The sequence below is a fragment of the Helicobacter sp. 23-1046 genome (assembly GCF_053654635.1).
The window spans coordinates 490,311-508,551 of the sequence record NZ_JBSIUS010000001.1; the positions used below are offsets into that span (position 1 = coordinate 490,311).

The 18,241-nt window shown below is 41.6% G+C and carries 15 protein-coding genes; 11 read left to right on the forward strand and 4 right to left on the reverse strand.

The genetic code is table 11. The features are described from left to right. Positions 1–12: 12 nt before the first annotated feature. The gene (gene purD, locus ACWIUJ_RS02315; protein WP_454168714.1) at positions 13–1,374 is read right to left on the reverse strand and encodes a phosphoribosylamine--glycine ligase; all 1,362 of its coding nucleotides are present in this window, start codon (positions 1,372–1,374) and stop codon (positions 13–15) included. Between the two features lie 465 nt (positions 1,375–1,839). On the opposite strand from purD, the gene ACWIUJ_RS02320 reads away from it, so the two are divergent. Beyond that, complete coding sequence (locus tag ACWIUJ_RS02320; RefSeq protein WP_454168716.1) at positions 1,840–2,625, forward strand: outer membrane beta-barrel protein; 786 nt, start codon at positions 1,840–1,842, stop codon at positions 2,623–2,625. 55 nt (positions 2,626–2,680) lie between these two features. Here ACWIUJ_RS02320 and ACWIUJ_RS02325 read toward each other — a convergent pair whose 3' ends face one another. Continuing rightward, positions 2,681–2,908 carry a FeoA family protein gene (locus ACWIUJ_RS02325; protein WP_454152233.1) on the reverse strand — a complete coding sequence of 76 codons (228 nt, stop codon included), beginning with the start codon at positions 2,906–2,908 and terminating at the stop codon, positions 2,681–2,683. A 146-nt stretch (positions 2,909–3,054) separates the two neighbouring features. On the opposite strand from ACWIUJ_RS02325, the gene hisD reads away from it, so the two are divergent. From hisD to gyrA, 8 genes are all read left to right on the forward strand, one after another. Further along, positions 3,055–4,392: a histidinol dehydrogenase gene (hisD, locus tag ACWIUJ_RS02330; protein WP_454168718.1), complete on the forward strand. Its 1,338-nt coding sequence runs from the start codon at positions 3,055–3,057 to the stop codon at positions 4,390–4,392. Continuing rightward, on the forward strand, positions 4,392–4,670 hold the full coding sequence (locus ACWIUJ_RS02335) for a DUF2018 family protein (protein WP_454152235.1): 279 nt from the start codon (positions 4,392–4,394) through the stop codon (positions 4,668–4,670). Before hisD ends, ACWIUJ_RS02335 begins: the two co-directional genes overlap by 1 nt. A gap of 20 nt (positions 4,671–4,690) precedes the next feature. Continuing rightward, entirely contained in the window at positions 4,691–5,113 is a 423-nt protein-coding gene (locus ACWIUJ_RS02340; protein ID WP_454168719.1) for a hypothetical protein, read from the forward strand. 11 nt (positions 5,114–5,124) lie between these two features. Then, positions 5,125–6,078 carry a polyprenyl synthetase family protein gene (locus ACWIUJ_RS02345; RefSeq protein WP_454152237.1) on the forward strand — a complete coding sequence of 318 codons (954 nt, stop codon included), beginning with the start codon at positions 5,125–5,127 and terminating at the stop codon, positions 6,076–6,078. Position 6,079: 1 nt separating this feature from the next. Then, positions 6,080–7,561: a glutamyl-tRNA reductase gene (hemA, locus tag ACWIUJ_RS02350; RefSeq protein WP_454168721.1), complete on the forward strand. Its 1,482-nt coding sequence runs from the start codon at positions 6,080–6,082 to the stop codon at positions 7,559–7,561. Positions 7,562–7,570: 9 nt separating this feature from the next. After that, the gene (locus ACWIUJ_RS02355; protein ID WP_454168723.1) at positions 7,571–9,346 is read left to right on the forward strand and encodes a proline--tRNA ligase; all 1,776 of its coding nucleotides are present in this window, start codon (positions 7,571–7,573) and stop codon (positions 9,344–9,346) included. Beyond that, on the forward strand, positions 9,343–10,308 hold the full coding sequence (gene hemC, locus ACWIUJ_RS02360; RefSeq protein ID WP_454168725.1) for a hydroxymethylbilane synthase: 966 nt from the start codon (positions 9,343–9,345) through the stop codon (positions 10,306–10,308). The genes ACWIUJ_RS02355 and hemC overlap by 4 nt, the downstream gene beginning before the upstream one ends. 77 nt (positions 10,309–10,385) lie before the next feature. After that, on the forward strand, positions 10,386–12,866 hold the full coding sequence (gene gyrA, locus ACWIUJ_RS02365; protein WP_454168727.1) for a DNA gyrase subunit A: 2,481 nt from the start codon (positions 10,386–10,388) through the stop codon (positions 12,864–12,866). A gap of 53 nt (positions 12,867–12,919) precedes the next feature. On the opposite strand, the gene hypF is transcribed toward gyrA, so the two are convergent. Then, a complete protein-coding gene (hypF, locus tag ACWIUJ_RS02370; protein WP_454168729.1) occupies positions 12,920–15,316 on the reverse strand; it encodes a carbamoyltransferase HypF in 2,397 nt (798 codons plus the stop codon). 189 nt (positions 15,317–15,505) lie between these two features. On the opposite strand from hypF, the gene ACWIUJ_RS02375 reads away from it, so the two are divergent. Both ACWIUJ_RS02375 and ACWIUJ_RS02380 read left to right on the forward strand, forming a co-directional pair. Then, positions 15,506–16,630, forward strand: a complete 1,125-nt coding sequence (locus ACWIUJ_RS02375; RefSeq protein WP_454168731.1) for an acyl-CoA dehydrogenase family protein — start codon at positions 15,506–15,508, stop codon at positions 16,628–16,630. A 21-nt stretch (positions 16,631–16,651) separates the two neighbouring features. Further along, entirely contained in the window at positions 16,652–17,542 is an 891-nt protein-coding gene (locus ACWIUJ_RS02380) for a phosphate/phosphite/phosphonate ABC transporter substrate-binding protein (RefSeq protein WP_454168733.1), read from the forward strand. A 99-nt stretch (positions 17,543–17,641) separates the two neighbouring features. Here ACWIUJ_RS02380 and ACWIUJ_RS02385 read toward each other — a convergent pair whose 3' ends face one another. Continuing rightward, entirely contained in the window at positions 17,642–18,028 is a 387-nt protein-coding gene (locus tag ACWIUJ_RS02385) for a group III truncated hemoglobin (RefSeq protein WP_454152245.1), read from the reverse strand. Positions 18,029–18,241: the final 213 nt, after the last annotated feature.

An 18,241-nucleotide genomic window follows, 5' to 3' on the forward strand; every position in this document is an offset into this window, starting at 1 on the left:
TGTTTGTGTGCCTTAGTTTTTGGATTGTAAGAATGCAATGCCTCGATGGGCGATGTCTTTTCGGTATTGCATTCCGCTAAAATTCACATTTTGTAAAATCGCATACGCATTGCGTTGCGCTTCTTGCAAGGATTTGCCAAGCCCTATGCTTAAAAGCACGCGCCCACCGCTTGCAAGCAAGTGAGAATCACTGCCTTGTGGTGGCAAATGAGAATCTTTGCTACAAGAGCGCGTAAAATCTCGTGGCAAACTGCGAAGATTCTCTCCTGCGCTCACTCCCGCAAAGACTAAATGCCCTAAATTGTTATCAAATGGGCGTATATGGATATTTTGTGGGATTGAGCTTTTATAAGGATACTCTTTGCTAGCCACGACCACGCCACAGCTATAAATATCCTTAAACTCCACTTCAAACGCGCTAAAGTCCTCACAAAGTAAAATATCAAGCAATGGCGTTTTGAGCGTGGGTAAAAGCACTTCGCATTCTGGGTCGCCAAAGCGCACATTAAATTCTAACAAATATGGTTGTAGCTCGCCTTTTTGCTCCACTACCATAATGCCACCAAAAAGCACACCACAAAACTCCATACTATCATCTCTTGCGCCTTTAATCGCTGGGAGCATAATTTTCTCCTTAATGCGCTTAAAGAGATTTTCATCACACATTGGTGTGGGCGTGTATGCGCCCATTCCACCTGTATTCACTCCCTCATCATTGTCTAAAAGTCGCTTGTGGTCTTGGGCTGGAGGGAGGATAATGCAATCCTTGCCATTGCTAAGCGCAAAGACAGAGAGCTCAAATCCTTGCAAAAATTCCTCGATTACGACTTTTTTGCCCGCTTCCCCAAACGATTCTCCGCTTAGCATTTTTTGCGCTTCTTGCAGGGCAGTTGTGGAATCTGGCGCGATTATCACGCCTTTGCCCGCGCACAATCCATCAGCTTTGACTACGATTGGTGGGTTAAGCGTGGCGATAAATGCGCGGATTTGCTCGATGTCATCGCTTTGTAAATATCTTGCTGTGGGTATTTTGTGCCTTGTGGCGAAGTCTTTCATAAAGGCTTTTGAGCCCTCTAATCGCGCCGCTTTAGCACTTGGGCCAAACACTTTAATATTGTGTGATGACAAAAAATCGCTTACACCTTTAGTAAGTGGCTCTTCAGGTCCAACTACCACGAGATTGATAGCGAGATTCTCACAATGGGTTAAAAGTTCTTCGTTATTTGCATAAGTGATATTGTTGCCAAGCAGGGCAGTGCCAGCGTTGCCCGGTGTGAAGTATAAGCCACTCACACGAGAATCTTGCCATAAAGATAATCCAATAGCGTATTCTCTCCCGCCACTACCGATAATAAGGATATTATAAGTTTGCATTTTATGCCTTTGTTTGTGAAGTTAAACCCCAGATAACCGTTACTCTACATTTGAGGCAAAGCCTAAAAAAGTAAAAAACAGGGTTTAAGGCACTCATTAGGGGGCAGATTCTCACCTTTTAGAGCTCCAAACGAAAATACCCGCACACCGAGCGCACCACGCAACCCAAAGACTTCTTAAGCTAACAGACTTGCGCATTTTATAAAGAAAGGCGTGTTATCTAGGAAGTGGAATTATACCCTACATTTTTGGCGAAATGTGTAATGTGCCACATTTGTAATGTAAGAAATTTTCCTAAATTTTAAATCTTTTTCCTTGAAAAACTTTAAGAATTTTTGTATTATGTCGATTTAGAATAAAGCGTTTTTTTTTTTTTTGTATCGTTGGGAGTTGATTTCTAAAGATTCTTTTAGGGTTACAAAGGTGGAGATTCGCTTTATTATCACTTTATTTGGAGGTATTACTATGAGTAATAGAGCATTGAGGGGGGGGGTCTTTTATACACTCCTTGTAGCGGTGGCGATGGCAGTTGCACTTTTTAGCACACAGGCAAAAGCAGAGGAAAGTGGCGTGTTTGTCGGTGGACAGATTATGTATGGGGATTTGCGGTATAGCGAGAATTTCACGGAATCTGTAACAGGTGGTAATGCGGTTATGGGGTATTATAGCTCTAATAACACCGCTCCGGGTTATGGTGTATTGGCTGGGTATAAGCATTTCTTTAATCCATTTTTTGGATTTAGAGCGTATGGAAACTTTTATTACAACACCTTTAGCTTTCAAGGTCGCTCCGCAAACTATGGGGCACAAGGGAATCTAGAGGGTGGAAAAGAATCGCTCTACCAATTCAACCTTACAGCAAACGCAGACGCACTCTTTAATGTCATCGCGGGAGAGAATTTTAATTTGGGTGTATTTGGTGGGGTTGGCATAGGATTCCAATATTGGAAAAGCAACAGATTGGATAAAGTCTATCAACTTCATAATACTTTTATCAAGCAAAACCAACCCTTTGAGCGACAAGAAGATAGACGCTTTGGTGTGGCACTAAATTGGAATGCAGGCGTGCGAATGAACTTCTTAAAGGTTAATTCTTTAGAAATTGGTGCTGTGATTCCTATGTTTGAGACTACGATTATGGATTATAAGGGGTATTGGTATGGAACTGCTATGGTGCCACAAGGTATCGAACATAAGGTTGGTGCGCGTCAAAGCTATAATGCTTATGTGCGCTACACATTTGGATTTTAATCCACTAAGAGTAAAGGACTTGATGTAAGGACTTTAGAGGATTAAAATAAGGGGCTTAAAGCCCCTCAACTTCAATATCTCTCGCTTCATTCTCACGCAACGCGATATGCACGCCATTAGCAAGCACACAAAGACTAGATTTGCTTAAGGTATGGTTGCATAGGCTCATTTCTACACCATTGTAGATTCCCATTGAGAGGAGTCGCTCTTTTAGGGCGTTATCACAAGTTTTAAGCCCCACTACTTTACATTTAGAGTCTTTTTTGCATTCATAGAGATTCATAGTATATCCTTTAGCTAAAGTAAAAATTACACACATTATAGTGTAATAAATATAAGAAACCCTAAAAATATAAGAAATTTTCTTAATTTTGTTATAATGCGGGGTAAAATGAAAATACAATTTGAAATGTTATGGAGAATTATGCAATGACAAAGGCACTAAGCGGGCTTTCACAGAGAATCTTAGACACGCGCCAAAGCGACTTTAGAGTGAAGTTTGATGAAATTTTGGCACGCGGGAATATGGATTTAGACAACGCTACGACTATCGTGCAAGGAATCCTAAAAGAGATCAAACAAGATGGAAGCTCCGCGCTCTTGCGCCACATTAAGCAATTTGATAATTGGAATCCAAAGGATTTTAGCGACATTATGATTTCAAAAGCGCAGTGCGAGCGTGCGTATAATGCGCTAGATTCCCAAACTAAGCAATCTTTGCATATCGCGTATGAGCGTATTTTCGCCTTTCATAGTAAGCAAAAGGAAAAAACTTGGCTTGATATGGAATCAAATGGCAATATTTTGGGACAAAAAGTAACACCACTTGCACGCGCAGGACTCTACATACCCGGTGGCAAGGCAGCCTATCCCAGCTCACTCCTAATGAATGCGATTCCAGCGATTGTCGCGGGTGTGAAAGAAATCATCGTCTGCACGCCCACTCCGCACAATGAGCCAAATGAACTTTTGCTTGCAAGCCTGCATTTGTGTGGAATCACACAGGCATATAAAGTCGGCGGTGCGAGTGCCATTGGACTTATGGCATTTGGGTGTGAGGAGTGTAAAAAAGTCGATGTCATCACAGGACCGGGCAATATCTTTGTCGCAACGGCAAAAAAGCTCGTCTTTGGCGATGTGCAAATCGATATGATAGCTGGACCTAGTGAGATTGGCATTATCGCAAGCAGTGGGGCAAATGCGGAATATATCGCGTGGGATTTACTCTCACAAGCCGAGCACGATGAGCTTGCGAGCGCGATTTTAATAAGTGATGATAGGGCATTGATTGAATCTGTGATTACCCATATACAAGATATTCTCCCCACACTTAAGCGCGCGCAAATCACGCAAAAAAGTATCCAAAATCGCTCTGTATTTATCCATACGCAAAATTTAGAACAAAGCGTGGAGCTAATGAATGAAATCGCCCCCGAGCATTTAGAAGTGCTTGTAAGTGAGCCTTTTTCGCTACTACCACATATTAGTAATGCTGGGGCAATCTTTTTGGGACAATATGCGAGCGAGCCTATCGGGGATTATCTCGCTGGACCCAATCATACTTTGCCAACGGGAGGAAGCGCGAGATTCTTTTCTCCGCTTGGCGTAGAGCATTTTATGAAAAAAAGTTCAGTTATTTACTTTAGTAAAGAGGCGATGAGAGAGCTTGGCGAGCCTTGCGCTAATTTAGCCGATATTGAGGGATTAGAAGCACATAAAAATGCGGTTTTAAGCCGTGTGAGAGACTTAAAACATAAGGGAGAGTAATGCAACTTGATGATTTAGAACTTTTTGGCAAACCGCCATTAGAGAAGTGGAAAGAAATTATGCAAAATGCTTCGCCGACACTTGTGGGCTTGGAGTTAGAGCGATTGTTAGAGGAAGTGGCAATTTTAGAGCTTTTTATAGAATCTAAGGGGCTAGATTCTAATGAAGTGGGGCTTTTTTCTCGTGGATTTGATGAGGAGCAAAAGGAAAATTTGCGAGCTATGAAAGACTCTCTTGCCATTGAATCTATGGGCAACATTTTAGGAAACCACGAGTAGTGAGGAGTAAGGATAGGGCGATGAGGCAAAAAATGCGGTATTTAGTCTTTTTAGTGTGTGTCGTTAGCGTGAGTGTTATGCTTGGCGCGACACCGCAGTGGAGCTGGCAAAGGGAGCTAGAACTTCAAAAAGAGCAAAATTATCGCGCAAGTTTTTTGCTCGATTCTGTTGAGAAGCCATTTGTTATGCGTTGGACGCTGTATAAAAATTATGGGTTGTTGCTTCACATTCGTTATGATAGCTTTAATCATCAAGTTATTTTGTATAAGGACTATCAACGCAGTGATTTCACTCTCCCATTAGGGGAGAATCCAAAGCGACCGCCAATACTTCATATTTTTTTTAAAGACTTTGCTGATAAAAAAGCCCATCTCAAACTCTACATTGAGGGTGTGGGCGCGAGTTTGGGAAGTGAAGAGCTCGGGCAAGAAGAAACATTATAAGGAAAGAGATAATGCAAACAAGTGTGATACAAAGTGATTTTGCCATAAGCAGACAAAAAATCGCTACGCTTATGCAAGAATTTATAAAAGATTCCCACAATGCAATTTTGCTCGCTCAGTTTGATAAACTAAGCACGGGCAAAATGTTGCGCTCTAAACTTTTGCTTACTATTAGTGGAGAGAGTGATGAGGCATTGAAACTTTGTGCGATTATTGAGCTTATCCAAAGTGCGAGTTTATTGCACGATGATGTCATCGATAATGCCAAAGTTAGGCGTGCTAAGCCCTCTATAAACGCACTTTTTGGGAATAAAAATGCCATAATGCTAGGCGATGCGCTTTACTCTAAGGCTTTTTTTGAGCTCGCTAGCTTTGGACCAAAAATCGCACAAAGCATTGCAGATTCTGTGTTTCGTCTCTCTATTGGTGAGATTGAAGATGTGGCGATGAGTGAGTGCTTCAATGACAATAAGGAGCGATACATTCAAATGTGTGCGGACAAAACGGCGAGTTTGATTGCTTCAAGTGCCGAATGTGGCGCGATTTTATGCGGATTAGATAGTCAAAAGTATAGAATCTATGGGCTTAATCTTGGCATTGCCTTTCAAATTGTTGATGATATTTTGGATATTACCCAAAGCGCAGAGGTGCTAGGCAAGCCTGCGATGAGTGATTTTAGCGAGGGGAAAGCGACTTTGCCTTATATTTTGTTTTCACAAAGAGCTGATAAAAAAGAATTTGACACACTTCTAAGCCTTTATAGGCGTGAATTAAACACGAAAGAGCAACAATGGATACGAGATGCTTTTTTACGCTATAATTGTGTGAATGATTGCATTGCTTTGGCAAAAGAGTATGCTAACAAAGCCATAGCGTGTATCCAATCCGTGCAAGACCCCCGAGCAAAGGAAGTGAATGTGAGGTTAGAGGGCATTGTAACAAATATGATACAAAGAGAGTTTTAAGATGATACAGCACGCACAACAGACAAATGCACAATATATGGTGGTGAGCTTTTCACACAAAAATGTGGATTTAGCATTGCGCGAGAAACTTGCATTTAACGATGAGGAGCGATATAGATTCTTAGAGAATCTTTGCGCAAATGATATGATTAAAGAAGTCGTGCTCCTCTCAACTTGCAATCGTGTGGAAATTTATAGCAGTGTGGTTGATATAAAACTTGCGCGAGAGTTTATTTTTACCGCATTAGAGCAATGCAAAAATATCTCCGCTCAAGAACTCAAGCAATGTGCTGACATACGCTACAATCAATACGCGGTGTATCATATTTTTAGCGTGGCTTCAAGTCTTGATTCTCTAGTGGTGGGTGAGACACAAATCGCAGGACAACTTAAAGATGCGTATCGATTCTCTTATGAGAATCTCTTTTGCGCTAAGGATATGACGCGTCTTATCCACCACGCGTTTAAATGTGCTGCAAGTGTGCGTAATGCCACAGATATTTCAAGTAGTCATACTTCTGTGGCTGGCGCAGCAGTGGATATGATAGAATCTATTCTCACGCAAAAAGGACAGAATTTAGATTCCAAAAAAGTAGCGATTTTAGGCACGGGGGAAATGGGTATTTTAGCCCTTAAGCATTTACTTAAGCACAATGTCTTTATCACACTCCTTAATCGCAATATGCAAAACGCAAGAAAGACGCTTGATGAGTTAAAAGAGCAACTAAGTGCAGAGCCAAATATTATTATCACACCTTTTAGCGAGCTAAAAGAAGTTTTGGCAAGTGCAGATATTTTCATCTCTGCCACAGGTGCGCCTCATACGGTGGTTACCAAAGATATGATTGCTGATGCCACACATTATAGAATCTGGTTTGATTTAGCCGTGCCGCGCGATATTGAGGATATTACGATTCCCAATTTGGATATATATTGTGTCGATGACTTGCAAGAAATTGTCAATGCAAATCTCACCAAGCGTGAAAAAAGTGCCAAGCAAGCCTACAACATCATCGAGCAATACACACAAGACTTTTTTAAGTGGTTGCAAAGTTTAGGCGCAGACCCAATCATCAAGCATATCCGTGATTTGGCACGACAAGCAAGCCAAAAAGAACTCACACGCGCAATTAAAAAAGGCTACATACCAAAAGAGTATGAAAAAAATGTAGAGAAAATCTTGCACGGCGCGTTTAATACATTCCTACACGCTCCCACTATGCGTATCAAACAAGCAGGAGAGAGTATTAACGCAGACCCTATTATCGAGGCTTTAAAAGTAACTTTTGATATAAATGATGAAATTGTGCTTTTAAACAAATACAAATGTGAGGAGTTTATCCAAAAGGCAAATGCGATGAGCGGAGGACTATCTCAAGTGGCAAATGCAAAGCAATGCCCGCTCACTTGGAGAAAAAATAACGCCAAAGATTCCCAAAAAGCCAATATTTCTCAACAACCACATAAAGACAAAACATTCTAAGGCTGGGCAATGAAATTCTCACAACTTTTTATCCCCACTTTAAAGGAATCTCCAAAAGATGCTGTGCTAAAATCTCATCAATACCTTGTGCGTGCGGGCTATATCCAGCAAGTGGGGGCAGGGATTTATAATTTTTTGCCATTAGGCAAAAAAATGCTTGATACAATCCGCACTATCATCAAAGAAGAAATGGATAACGCGGGCGCACAAGAATTGCTCTTTGGCTTTGTAACGCCTGCGGAAATGTGGGAGGAGAGCGGGCGATTTGGCAAGTATGGCAAGGAATTGCTCCGCTTTAGCGATAGGAAAGAAAATGCTTTTGTGCTTGGACCTACTTATGAGGAAGTAGCCACGCATATTGCACGAAGTTTTGTTAAAAGCTATAAACAACTTCCGCTTAATATCTATCAGATTCACACCAAATTCCGCGATGAAGCGCGTCCGAGATTTGGGCTTATGCGTGCGAGGGAATTTGTAATGAAAGATGCTTACAGCTTCCACGGCACAAAAGAGGATTTAGATAGAGAGTTTGACACTATGGAGCGCACATATAGGAGAATCCTTGATAGGCTAGGGCTGGAATATAAAGTCGTAGAAGCTGATAGTGGCGCGATTGGCGGAAGTGGAAGTAAGGAATTTATGGTGCTCGCTCCTTGTGGCGAGGATACATTGGCGATTTGTAAGAGTTGTGGCTATGCGGCAAATCTCGAGGCAGCAAAAAGAGCATTGCGAACAAGTATAGATTCTACTCAAAGTCAATCTTCCTATCCCATAGAGCCACCAAAGGCGGATTTTTCAAAGTTTCTCACTCCAAGCACCACAACTATACAATCATTATGCGAGTTTTTTAAAGTTAATCCATTCTACACGATAAAAGCAGTGGCAAAAAAGGCTATATACGAGGAGATAAAGTCAAATAAAGAATCAAGCGCGCAAAAAAGTGAGTGGGTAGTCTTTTTCACGCGTGGCGATGATGAATGTGAGGAGACAAAAGCACTTAACGCGCTTAATACAATGCAAGATTGTAAAAATTATCTTTTCTTTGAGGAATGTGAGATTGATGAGAAAAGTGGCATTGTAGCGGGCTTTATCGGTGGGATTGGCTTGCAATGCCCGCATATTTTTGATATAAGTCTCAAAGGTGCGAGCAATCTTATAATGGGCGCAAACGAGCGAGACTATCACTTCGTGGGCGTGGATATGAATAGTGCGGAGCTAGCGCATAAGCATTACGCAGATATTGCTAAAGTTCGCGAGGGTGATTTATGTGAGCGTTGTGGTAAGCCATTAAGCCATACTAAAGGCATTGAGATTGGACATATATTTAAACTTGGAGATAGATATTCTAAATCTATGAATGCTACATTTTTGGATTCTAATGGTAAGGCACAACACTTCATTATGGGTTGTTATGGGATTGGTGTTACGCGATTATTGCCTGCGATTTTAGAGCAAAAGGCTGATGAGTTTGGCTGTGTGTGGGGCAGTGGAGTGAAAATCTTTGATGTGGTGATTATTGTGTCAAATACCAAAGATTGCGTGCAAATGGACTACGCACTTCAACTTTATAAGAATCTCCGCACTAAAAATGTCGATGTCGTGCTTGATGATAGAGATGAGCGGTTTGGTTTTAAAATGAGTGATTTTGAGCTTATTGGTTTTGATAGGGCTATTGTGGTCGGCAAACTTTTAAGCGACAATAAAGTGGAGATTATCACGCGCGAGGGCAGAATCAAACGCGAGATTGATAAAGATTTAGTTTTGGCGGAGTTTAGCGCGCAATGAAACCAATTATCATCGGCACACGCGGGAGTTTGCTTGCACTTTGGCAAGCCAAACACATTCAATCTCGGCTAAAAAATGAACTCAATAGAGATTCTACACTAGAGATTATTAAGACAAAGGGTGATAAAATCCTTGATACGCCGTTATCAAAAATCGGTGGCAAGGGACTTTTTACCAAAGAATTAGAGGAAGCCTTGCTTGAGAATCGCATTGATATTGCCGTGCATAGTCTTAAGGATGTCCCCGTGAATCTCCCAAATGGACTTATGCTGTGTGCGATTACCAAAAGAGCGCAATGGCAAGATTGCCTTTTAAGCGTGAAATATGAGAATCTACAATCTCTGCCATTTAATGCTAAGGTTGGCACGACTTCTTTGCGCCGTTCTTTGCAGTTAAAAATATTGCGAAGTGATTTAGATACACTCTCTTTGCGTGGCAATGTGCAAACACGATTACAAAAGCTAAAAAATGGTGAGTTTGATGCTATTGTGCTTGCAAAGGCTGCGCTTGATAGATTAGAGATTGATTTGCACGCAGAGGGGTTGAAAGTTGAGGTGTTAGATTCTCTTATTCCTGCTATGGGGCAGGGTGCTTTAGGGATTGAATGTGCGGAGAATTGCGCCTTTTTAGAATCACTCCAAAAGCTAGAAGATTCCCAAACAAGCATTTGTTGCTTAGCTGAGAGAGAGTTTATTACTTTGCTTGATGGCGGTTGTCAAGTGCCTATCGGTGTTTTTGCCAACATTGATGGCGATTCGCTTCGCCTTCGTGCGATTGTGGGGCTACCTGATGGGAGTGCAAGTATGCGTGATGAGGAGCAATGCACGCTAGAATCCAGTGCAAGTGTGGTAGAGCAAAAATTACACGCACAAGAGATCGCAAGAATTGTAGCTCAAAGAATGATTGCAAATGGTGCAAAGGAGCTTTTAGCAAAGGCGTATGATATGGCGCAAAACTCTTAAGCCATTTTTTAAGTCTTTTTTACTATAATTGCACGATATATTGTGTTAGATTCTAATCCTAAACAACGGAGAGACAAATGGAAAACCTGCTAGAGAATGGAAATATCGCAGATATTCAAATTGATGATAGCATTAAAGAGAGTTACTTAGATTACTCGATGAGTGTGATTGTAGGGCGTGCGCTCCCTGATGCAAAAGATGGGCTAAAGCCCGTGCATCGTAGGATTCTCTATGCTATGCACGAGCTTGGCGTAACTTCGCGTAAGCCTTATAAAAAAAGCGCGAGAATTGTGGGCGATGTGATTGGTAAGTATCACCCACACGGCGATATAGCCGTATATAATGCACTCGTGCGAATGGCGCAAGATTTCTCAATGCGCTTGGAGCTTGTCGATGGGCAGGGGAACTTTGGCTCAATCGATGGCGATGGCGCGGCAGCTATGCGTTATACAGAAGCGAGAATGACGCAAGCAAGCGAGGAAATGCTCCGCGACATTGAAAAAGAAACCGTGGAGTTTGTAAGCAACTATGATGATACGCTCACCGAGCCAGCAGTGCTTCCTACACGCTTGCCAAATTTGCTTTTAAATGGTTCAAGCGGTATCGCCGTTGGTATGGCGACTTCAATCCCACCACATAGATTAGATGAAATCATTGATGCGTTGATTTATTTGCTTAATACTCCTAATGCGGAAGTTGATGAGATTCTCAACATTGTGCAAGGACCAGATTTCCCAACAGGCGGGATAATCTATGGCAAGCAAGGAATCACAGAAGCCTACCGCACAGGGCGTGGGCGTGTGAAAGTGCGTGCAAAAACACATATTGAGCATACCAAGACTAAAGAAGTTATTGTCATTGATGAAGTCCCCTACCAAGTCAATAAAGCAAAGCTAGTTGAACAAATTAGCGAGCTTGCCAAAGAGAAAATTATCGAGGGCATTAGTGAAGTGCGCGATGAATCTGATAGAGAGGGAATCCGCGTGGTAATTGAGCTTAAAAGAGAGGCGATGAGCGAAATTGTGCTTAATCATTTGTTTAAATCAACCACAATGGAGAGCACTTTTGGCATTATTTTGCTAGCAATTAACAACAAAGAGCCTAAAATTTTTACACTTTTAGAGTTGTTACATATTTTTATAACCCACCGCAAAAGCGTGATAATCCGCCGAAGTATCTTTGAATTAGAGAAAGCAAAAGCTAGAGCACATATTTTAGAGGGCTTAAAAATCGCGCTTGATAAGATCGATGAAATTATCGCGCTTATCCGTGCAAGTGCCGATGGCGAGGAAGCAAAAAATGCTCTTGTGAAAAAGTTTAAACTCACAGAGCTCCAAGCTAAAGCAATCCTTGAAATGCGCCTCCAACGCCTTACAGGCTTAGAGCGCGATAAAATTGAGAAAGAATATGCCGAGCTTCTTGCTGAAATCGCGCGTTTAGAATCTATCCTTAGAAGTGAGGAAAAGCTCAAAGAAATCATCAAACAAGAACTTTTAGAGATTAAAGAGAAGTTTAGCTCTCCGCGTAAAACCCAAATTGAAGATGACTATGATGCTATCGATATAGAGGATTTAATCCCTAATGAAAAAGTGGTCGTTACGATGAGTCATAGAGGCTATGTCAAGCGTGTCCCGCTAAAAACTTATGAAAAGCAAAATCGTGGCGGTAAAGGCAAGATTAGTGGTAACACCCACGATGATGACTTTATCGAATCGTTTTTTATCGCTAACGCACACGACACCATACTTTTTGTAACCAATCGCGGACAACTTTATTGGTTGAAAGTTTATAAGATTCCCGAAGCGGGCAGGACAGCCATTGGTAAGGCGGTGGTAAATCTCATCAATCTCCAAGCAAATGAAAAAATTATGGCGACAATCACTACAAGTGATTTTAACACCGATAAATCGCTTGTCTTTTTCACCAAAAATGGACTTGTCAAGCGCACAAATTTAAGCGAATATGGCAATGTGCGAAGCGTGGGAATCCGTGCTATAAACTTAGATGAGGACGATGAGCTCGTAACCGCACATATCATTAACGCCAATGTTAAACAACTCTTTATCGCTACTTATCAAGGAATGTGTATCCGCTTTAGCGTTGATGATGTGCGTGAGATTGGGCGCGTGGCGCGTGGCGTAACGGGCTTAAAGTTTAAAGTTAATAAAGATTTTGTCGTGGGTGCGACTACCATTGATAACGACACAGATAAACTCCTAACCGTGAGTGAGCGTGGCATTGGCAAGCAAACTACGGCTGGCGAATATCGCTTGCAATCGCGTGCGGGCAAGGGTGTAATCGTAATGAAGCTCACACCAAAAACAGGAAATCTCGTAAGCGTGATAAGTCTCAATGATGAGGATATGGACTTAATGGTGCTCACAAGCTCGGGCAAAATGATACGCGTAGATGCTGAAGCTATACGCGAAGCGGGACGCAACACAAGCGGGGTGAAAATCGTAAATGTCGGCAATGATAAAGTCGCCTATGCCAACAAATGCCCTAAAGAAAAGCAAGATGATGAGGAATATGACGAGGAGGGAGATGGGTTAGTGTAGCCCAAACCCGCTTATTTCTCCTAAGCCTTAAAAACTTGGTAATGAAGTTTTTTTTAAATCTGCCTTATTTTTGCGCGTTGCTGTATTCGTGCGATTATCGCGAGTGCCTGCCCTAAGCTAATGCACTCATCGCCACTTGGATATTTTGTAGCAAATATTGCCCTAAAACCATTTTGTTTGTAAATCTTAGTGATTTGCTCGCACAAGACTTTATTGGCAAACACCCCACCGCTAAAGAATACTTCATTTGTATCTGTGTGAGATTTGTGCTTTTGTGCGATGAGTAGGGCAATTTGCGCGAGTGAGTTAAAAAATTTGCTTACAATGTTTGTAGTTTTGAGATGAGATTTTTTGTCCGCACAGATTCCGCTTATGAGTGGTGCTAAATCAATGCGCAAATCATCTACAAAGCGTGGCGGATAGAATCGCACTTCATTTTTGTCATAAAAAGATTCTAACATTGCTCCGCATTGTCCCTCGTAACTCTCACTCTCCGCAATGCCAAGAATGTGTGCTACCGCACTAAAAAGCCTACCAACCGAGCTTGTGGCAATGGAGTTTAAGTTTTTCTCATACATTTGCTCTAAGAGCGTGAGTTCTTGTGTGTTAAAATGCGGGATAATTATGTCTCTATGCGTTGGGGCGAATGCTAAAATGAGTGCTAGGCTTAAACGGCGAATATCTTTAATCGCGCTCTCCCCACCCAGCAATCTAAATTCTTGCAAGCTCGCTACACGCCTTGCGCTGTGGAGATTACCCACAAAGGCTTCTCCACCCCAAATATGAGAATCTACCCCAAATCCCGTCCCGTCCCAAACAATGCCTAAATATTGTTTTTTGTCATATTTGTCATTCTCTCCCAAAATAGCGCAAAAATGCGCGTAATGGTGCTGGATTGCAAAGTGATTGTCCTGCTTTTTGACAAATTCACATTGTGTGATTTGGAGGTTGTGTGAGTTTGTGGCGATTGTAGAATCTAGTGTGTTTTTTGCCTTACTTGCAAGCTCTTTAACCAACGCGCTTGTCGCATATTGTGGATGCATATCGCACACAAAGATTCGTGGGGTAAAGCGATAGAGCGCAAGGATATTGGCAAGTGTGTCTTGGTAGCGAGCAAGTGTATTAAGATTGTTTAAATCCCCGATATAAGGCGAAGTGAGTGTATGCGTGCCATCACTAAGAGAAAAACTTGCTTTTTGATTCGCTCCTAGCGCGAGAATCTGTGCCTGAGGTGCTTTGGGCTTACATACGCTCTTTAGTGTGAGTGGCGCATAACCACGAGCAGAGCGCAAGATTCTCACATTTCTATCAATCAAGCGCACCACAGAATCATCAATGCCATTAACAATGGCACGATTGTAAGTAAGCACACAATCAAACACACCGCAAAACTGCTGGAGTTCTTGTGTGTTTGTAGCGATTGGCGAGCCATTGGCGTTAGCACTTGTGAAAATAAGCGGACTATCAAGGAAACCAAAAAGCAAGTGTAAAATGCCACTAAATGGAAGGAGGATTCCTATGGTGTCGATATGTGGCGCGATTAAATCTAAGCATTCTTGGCTTAGAGGAGCGTGAGAATCTAATCGTTTCTTTTTAGTTAAAAGCACGATAGGAGATTGTTTGCTTTGCAGGATTTGCTCCTCTTTTTTGGTACATTTGGCGATTTGGCGCACTTGGGTTAAGTCTTTGCACACAATGGCAAATGGCTTGTGTGGGCGATTTTTTCTCGCTCGTAATTGCGCTATATTTTGCGTGTTGTTTGCTTTGGTAACGAGTGCAAAGCCACCAATGCCTTTGATTGCTACAATTTTGTTGTTTGTAAGTGCGTTTATACACGCTTGCATTGCATTTGTCTTTACTCCATTAAAGGAAAATTCTATGGCGCAATGGTTGCACGAGATTGGTTGAGCGTGAAAGCGTCTGCTAGTAGGATTTTCATAATCTTTTTGACATTTCTCACACATCATAAAGTCGCGCATAGCGGTATTTGCTCGTTCATAAGGCAAGGAGTAGAGCATACTATATCGTGCGCCACACTGCGTGCAAGCGGTGAAAGCATACGAGTGAAATCGTGTGGGATTATAGAAGTCTTCTAAGCATTCTTGGCATATCGCATAATCTTTTGGGATTTGTAATGAAAGGTTTTGTGTGTGCGTGTTTGTATTATTTGTGTGAATAATGCGAAAGTCCTTTGCCAAGTGAGAATCTACAAAACTTTTATAAGTGATTGTAGTGATTTTGGCATTTTTGGGTGCGTTACTTTTTAAAAGTGCTATAAAGTGCTTTAGCGTGCTTAAAGAGAGATGATAAAGCGTGATTATTACGCAATGGGCGTGGTTTTGGATTGTGCCTTTGAGTTTTAAGCGCGTGGCGAGATTATACACAAATGGTCGAAACCCAACGCCTTGCACAACTCCACTCACAATAAGACGATAATTTTGCGCTTTCATTACACAATTATAATCCTTATAAAAAGATTTTTGCGTAAAAAATGTAAAAATTTGATATACTTACGGAAGTCAGGCTCTAGGATAGGGCGCAGACAAGTATTCTTAAGACTTCAAATATTTTTTAGCTTTTGTTATGTCTGTTGAGCAATCCGTGTGATTGAATTACAAAATTATATTTAAGGAACAACAATGCTAGAATTATCAAATGTGCAATCAAAGGCACAACAAATCGCACAAGAAGTGGTCGCGCCAATTACACAAAGCGTGGATAAAGAGGGGAGATTCCCAAAAGAGGCGTATAATACGCTTAAAAAAGAGGGCTTTATGGGGCTTTTAGTGCCTAAAGAGTTTGGTGGTGTGGGCGGAAGTATCATAGAGCACACACAAGTGTGCTATGAGCTCGCACAAAAAGACGCCACCACAGGGCTATGCTATATGATGCACAATACTGCTAGTGCGTGTTTAGTGGGATTTGCAAATGATAGTATGAAAAAGGAATTTTTGCCAAAAATCGCAAAAGGCGAAATTGCTCTCGCTTTGGCATATAGTGAAAGTGGTTCGGGCACGCATTTTAATGCGCCAGATATTACAGAAAAAATCGATGGCAACAATAGAATCCTCACAGGGCGAAAGAGTTTCGTTACTTCGGCTTTGAATGCGGATTATTATCTCACTAACACAAATTCGTGCAAAGTGCAAGGCGCACAAAATAATTGGCTCGTGGATAGGACACTGCCAAATATCATACACGAAGAATCTGCGTGGGACGGCTTAGGAATGCGTGGAAACTCATCAATGCCTGTGAAATATAATGGCGTGCAAGTAAATGAGAGTTTTCTCATTGGGGAGGAAGGGAAGTTTGAGGAACAAGCTCCATTGGAACTTGCGTATTTTGTAAGTGGGCTTGCGGCAGTTTATACAGGGCTAGCAAGTGCGGCATATCAATGTGCGCTTGATTATACAAAAAGTCGCAAATACACGAGCGGACAAGCATTATCAGACATTGAAATGGTTAAGGTGCATTTAGCTGAAATTTATACTAAGGTGCAAAGTTCTCTCGCGCTTGTGTATGAAGCGGCTAGAAGCTTTAAGGCAGGGGAGGCTGATTGTGCGGCTAAAATCTTTGCAAGTAGGATTAACGCAACTAATAATGTTATGGAGGTTTGCTCTCTTGCAATGAGATTAGGTGGTGGAAATGCGTATGCCAAACGACTGCCATTAGAGCGATATATGCGTGATTGTCTCGCTTCGCAAGTAATGGCACCAAGCCTTGATGTGCTTAAAATTTGGCTAGGCGATGCGTTGGTGAAATGATTGTATTTTAAAGGAGAATGAATGAAAACGATTTTATTAGGGGCGGTCGCTTATGACCCAAAGGTTGTGCCTATTTGGGATATTATCCGTGATTATGCTAATGCTGGGGATTTTGGATTCCGCTTGGATTATGTGCTTTTTAGTAATTATGAAAGACAGGTAGATTCTCTCCTTAAAGGACATATCGATATAGCGTGGAATACTAATGTCGCGTGGATACGCACACTGCACGCCACACAAGATAAAGCAAAAGCTCTTATTATGCGTGATACAGATATTGGTTTTACTACGAAGTTTGTAGCACGCAAAGATAGCGGGATAAAGTCTTTAGAGGACTTAAAGGGTAAAAGATTTGGCTTAGGCAGTAGAGATAGCGCGCAGGCTGCAATTATGGCGTTATATTATCTGCAAAAGGCAAGGACCGCTCCGCAAATTACGGAGTTTAACTCTCCTGATGAGTGTGGGCGAGGAAAGAGCGATGAAATAAAAGCCACAGGATTAGGCATAGTGCGCCATAATAGCGATATGGGTAAGCACGGCGATACGGGGAGAAGTGAGTTTGATGTATTAGAGTCAATCAAAAATGGCTCACTAGATGCAGGGAGCATTGGTTCGAGCACTTGGGTGAGAATCCTCCAAGAGGGCACATACCCAGAGATTGAGAGCTTTTGGAGCTCGCCGGGGTATTGTCATTGTAATTTTAGCGTGTTGCCAAAATATGATAGCGCACTTGGCGAGGCATTTTCACAAATGCTCCTAAGTCAAAATGCACGCAAAAGCAACCCTGTAATCGCTAAAATGATGGCAATGGAGGGCTTGAATGAATGGCGCAGAGTGGATAAAGAGGCGTTGAGCGGATATGATGAGATTTATACCGCAATGAAAGAGCAAAATTTACTTGAGAATAAATAGGCTCTTATAGGTAGTTGATAAATCGTTATAGAATCGAGATTCTATAACGAGAGTTTTTGTGGGTTCTATATAATATAAATGCTTGTTTCTTAAAATGCTTTAGTGGTGAGGCACTTCATAAAGCATTTGTTGAAATTTTTGTGCGATAGCGCGGGCTTTAAAGAGAATCTCTTGGGCTACTTCTTTGGTATGCACTTTATTTAGAGAGGTTTCAAAAAGACTAAGCCAATCGCCAAATCTCTCGCGTGGGAAAGGTGGCAATTCCAAGTGCTTTTTCATTGGTTGCCCTTCAAAGCCCATTTCTCCTAAGAGCATTTGTTTCCAAAATTTTCCAATATGCTCTTTATGTGTCTCCCAACGAGAATCTTCATTGCCAAGCTGTGCTTTAAAAATTGGTCCTAGATTCTCATCGTTGCGCACTTTATCATAAAAAATATCCATAAGCTCTTTTATGCTTTGATGCGTGATAGTATCGTGTTTGTTCATTATGTCTCCTTTATTTAAAATACAGAACTCTATTATATATATTTAAATAAATATTAAAACCTTAAAGAAATTTTGTGATTTACTTTTTGTTTAGGTTTGTTTTTTACAATTTCAACCAAAGCTTACCAATAGCGAGTAGATAGGCTTTGAATACAACTTACTTTAGCGTTTCTCGCAGGGTCCCCTCCAACTCCAACCTAGAAAAAACGCTAT

Coding starts and splice junctions, on each gene's coding strand:
- purD (WP_454168714.1), bottom strand. CDS start 1,374: ATGCAAACTTATAATATCCTTATTATCGGTAGTGGCGGGAGAGAATAC.
- ACWIUJ_RS02320 (WP_454168716.1), top strand. CDS start 1,840: ATGAGTAATAGAGCATTGAGGGGGGGGGTCTTTTATACACTCCTTGTA.
- ACWIUJ_RS02325 (WP_454152233.1), bottom strand. CDS start 2,908: ATGAATCTCTATGAATGCAAAAAAGACTCTAAATGTAAAGTAGTGGGG.
- hisD (WP_454168718.1), top strand. CDS start 3,055: ATGACAAAGGCACTAAGCGGGCTTTCACAGAGAATCTTAGACACGCGC.
- ACWIUJ_RS02335 (WP_454152235.1), top strand. CDS start 4,392: ATGCAACTTGATGATTTAGAACTTTTTGGCAAACCGCCATTAGAGAAG.
- ACWIUJ_RS02340 (WP_454168719.1), top strand. CDS start 4,691: ATGAGGCAAAAAATGCGGTATTTAGTCTTTTTAGTGTGTGTCGTTAGC.
- ACWIUJ_RS02345 (WP_454152237.1), top strand. CDS start 5,125: ATGCAAACAAGTGTGATACAAAGTGATTTTGCCATAAGCAGACAAAAA.
- hemA (WP_454168721.1), top strand. CDS start 6,080: ATGATACAGCACGCACAACAGACAAATGCACAATATATGGTGGTGAGC.
- ACWIUJ_RS02355 (WP_454168723.1), top strand. CDS start 7,571: ATGAAATTCTCACAACTTTTTATCCCCACTTTAAAGGAATCTCCAAAA.
- hemC (WP_454168725.1), top strand. CDS start 9,343: ATGAAACCAATTATCATCGGCACACGCGGGAGTTTGCTTGCACTTTGG.
- gyrA (WP_454168727.1), top strand. CDS start 10,386: ATGGAAAACCTGCTAGAGAATGGAAATATCGCAGATATTCAAATTGAT.
- hypF (WP_454168729.1), bottom strand. CDS start 15,316: ATGAAAGCGCAAAATTATCGTCTTATTGTGAGTGGAGTTGTGCAAGGC.
- ACWIUJ_RS02375 (WP_454168731.1), top strand. CDS start 15,506: ATGCTAGAATTATCAAATGTGCAATCAAAGGCACAACAAATCGCACAA.
- ACWIUJ_RS02380 (WP_454168733.1), top strand. CDS start 16,652: ATGAAAACGATTTTATTAGGGGCGGTCGCTTATGACCCAAAGGTTGTG.
- ACWIUJ_RS02385 (WP_454152245.1), bottom strand. CDS start 18,028: ATGAACAAACACGATACTATCACGCATCAAAGCATAAAAGAGCTTATG.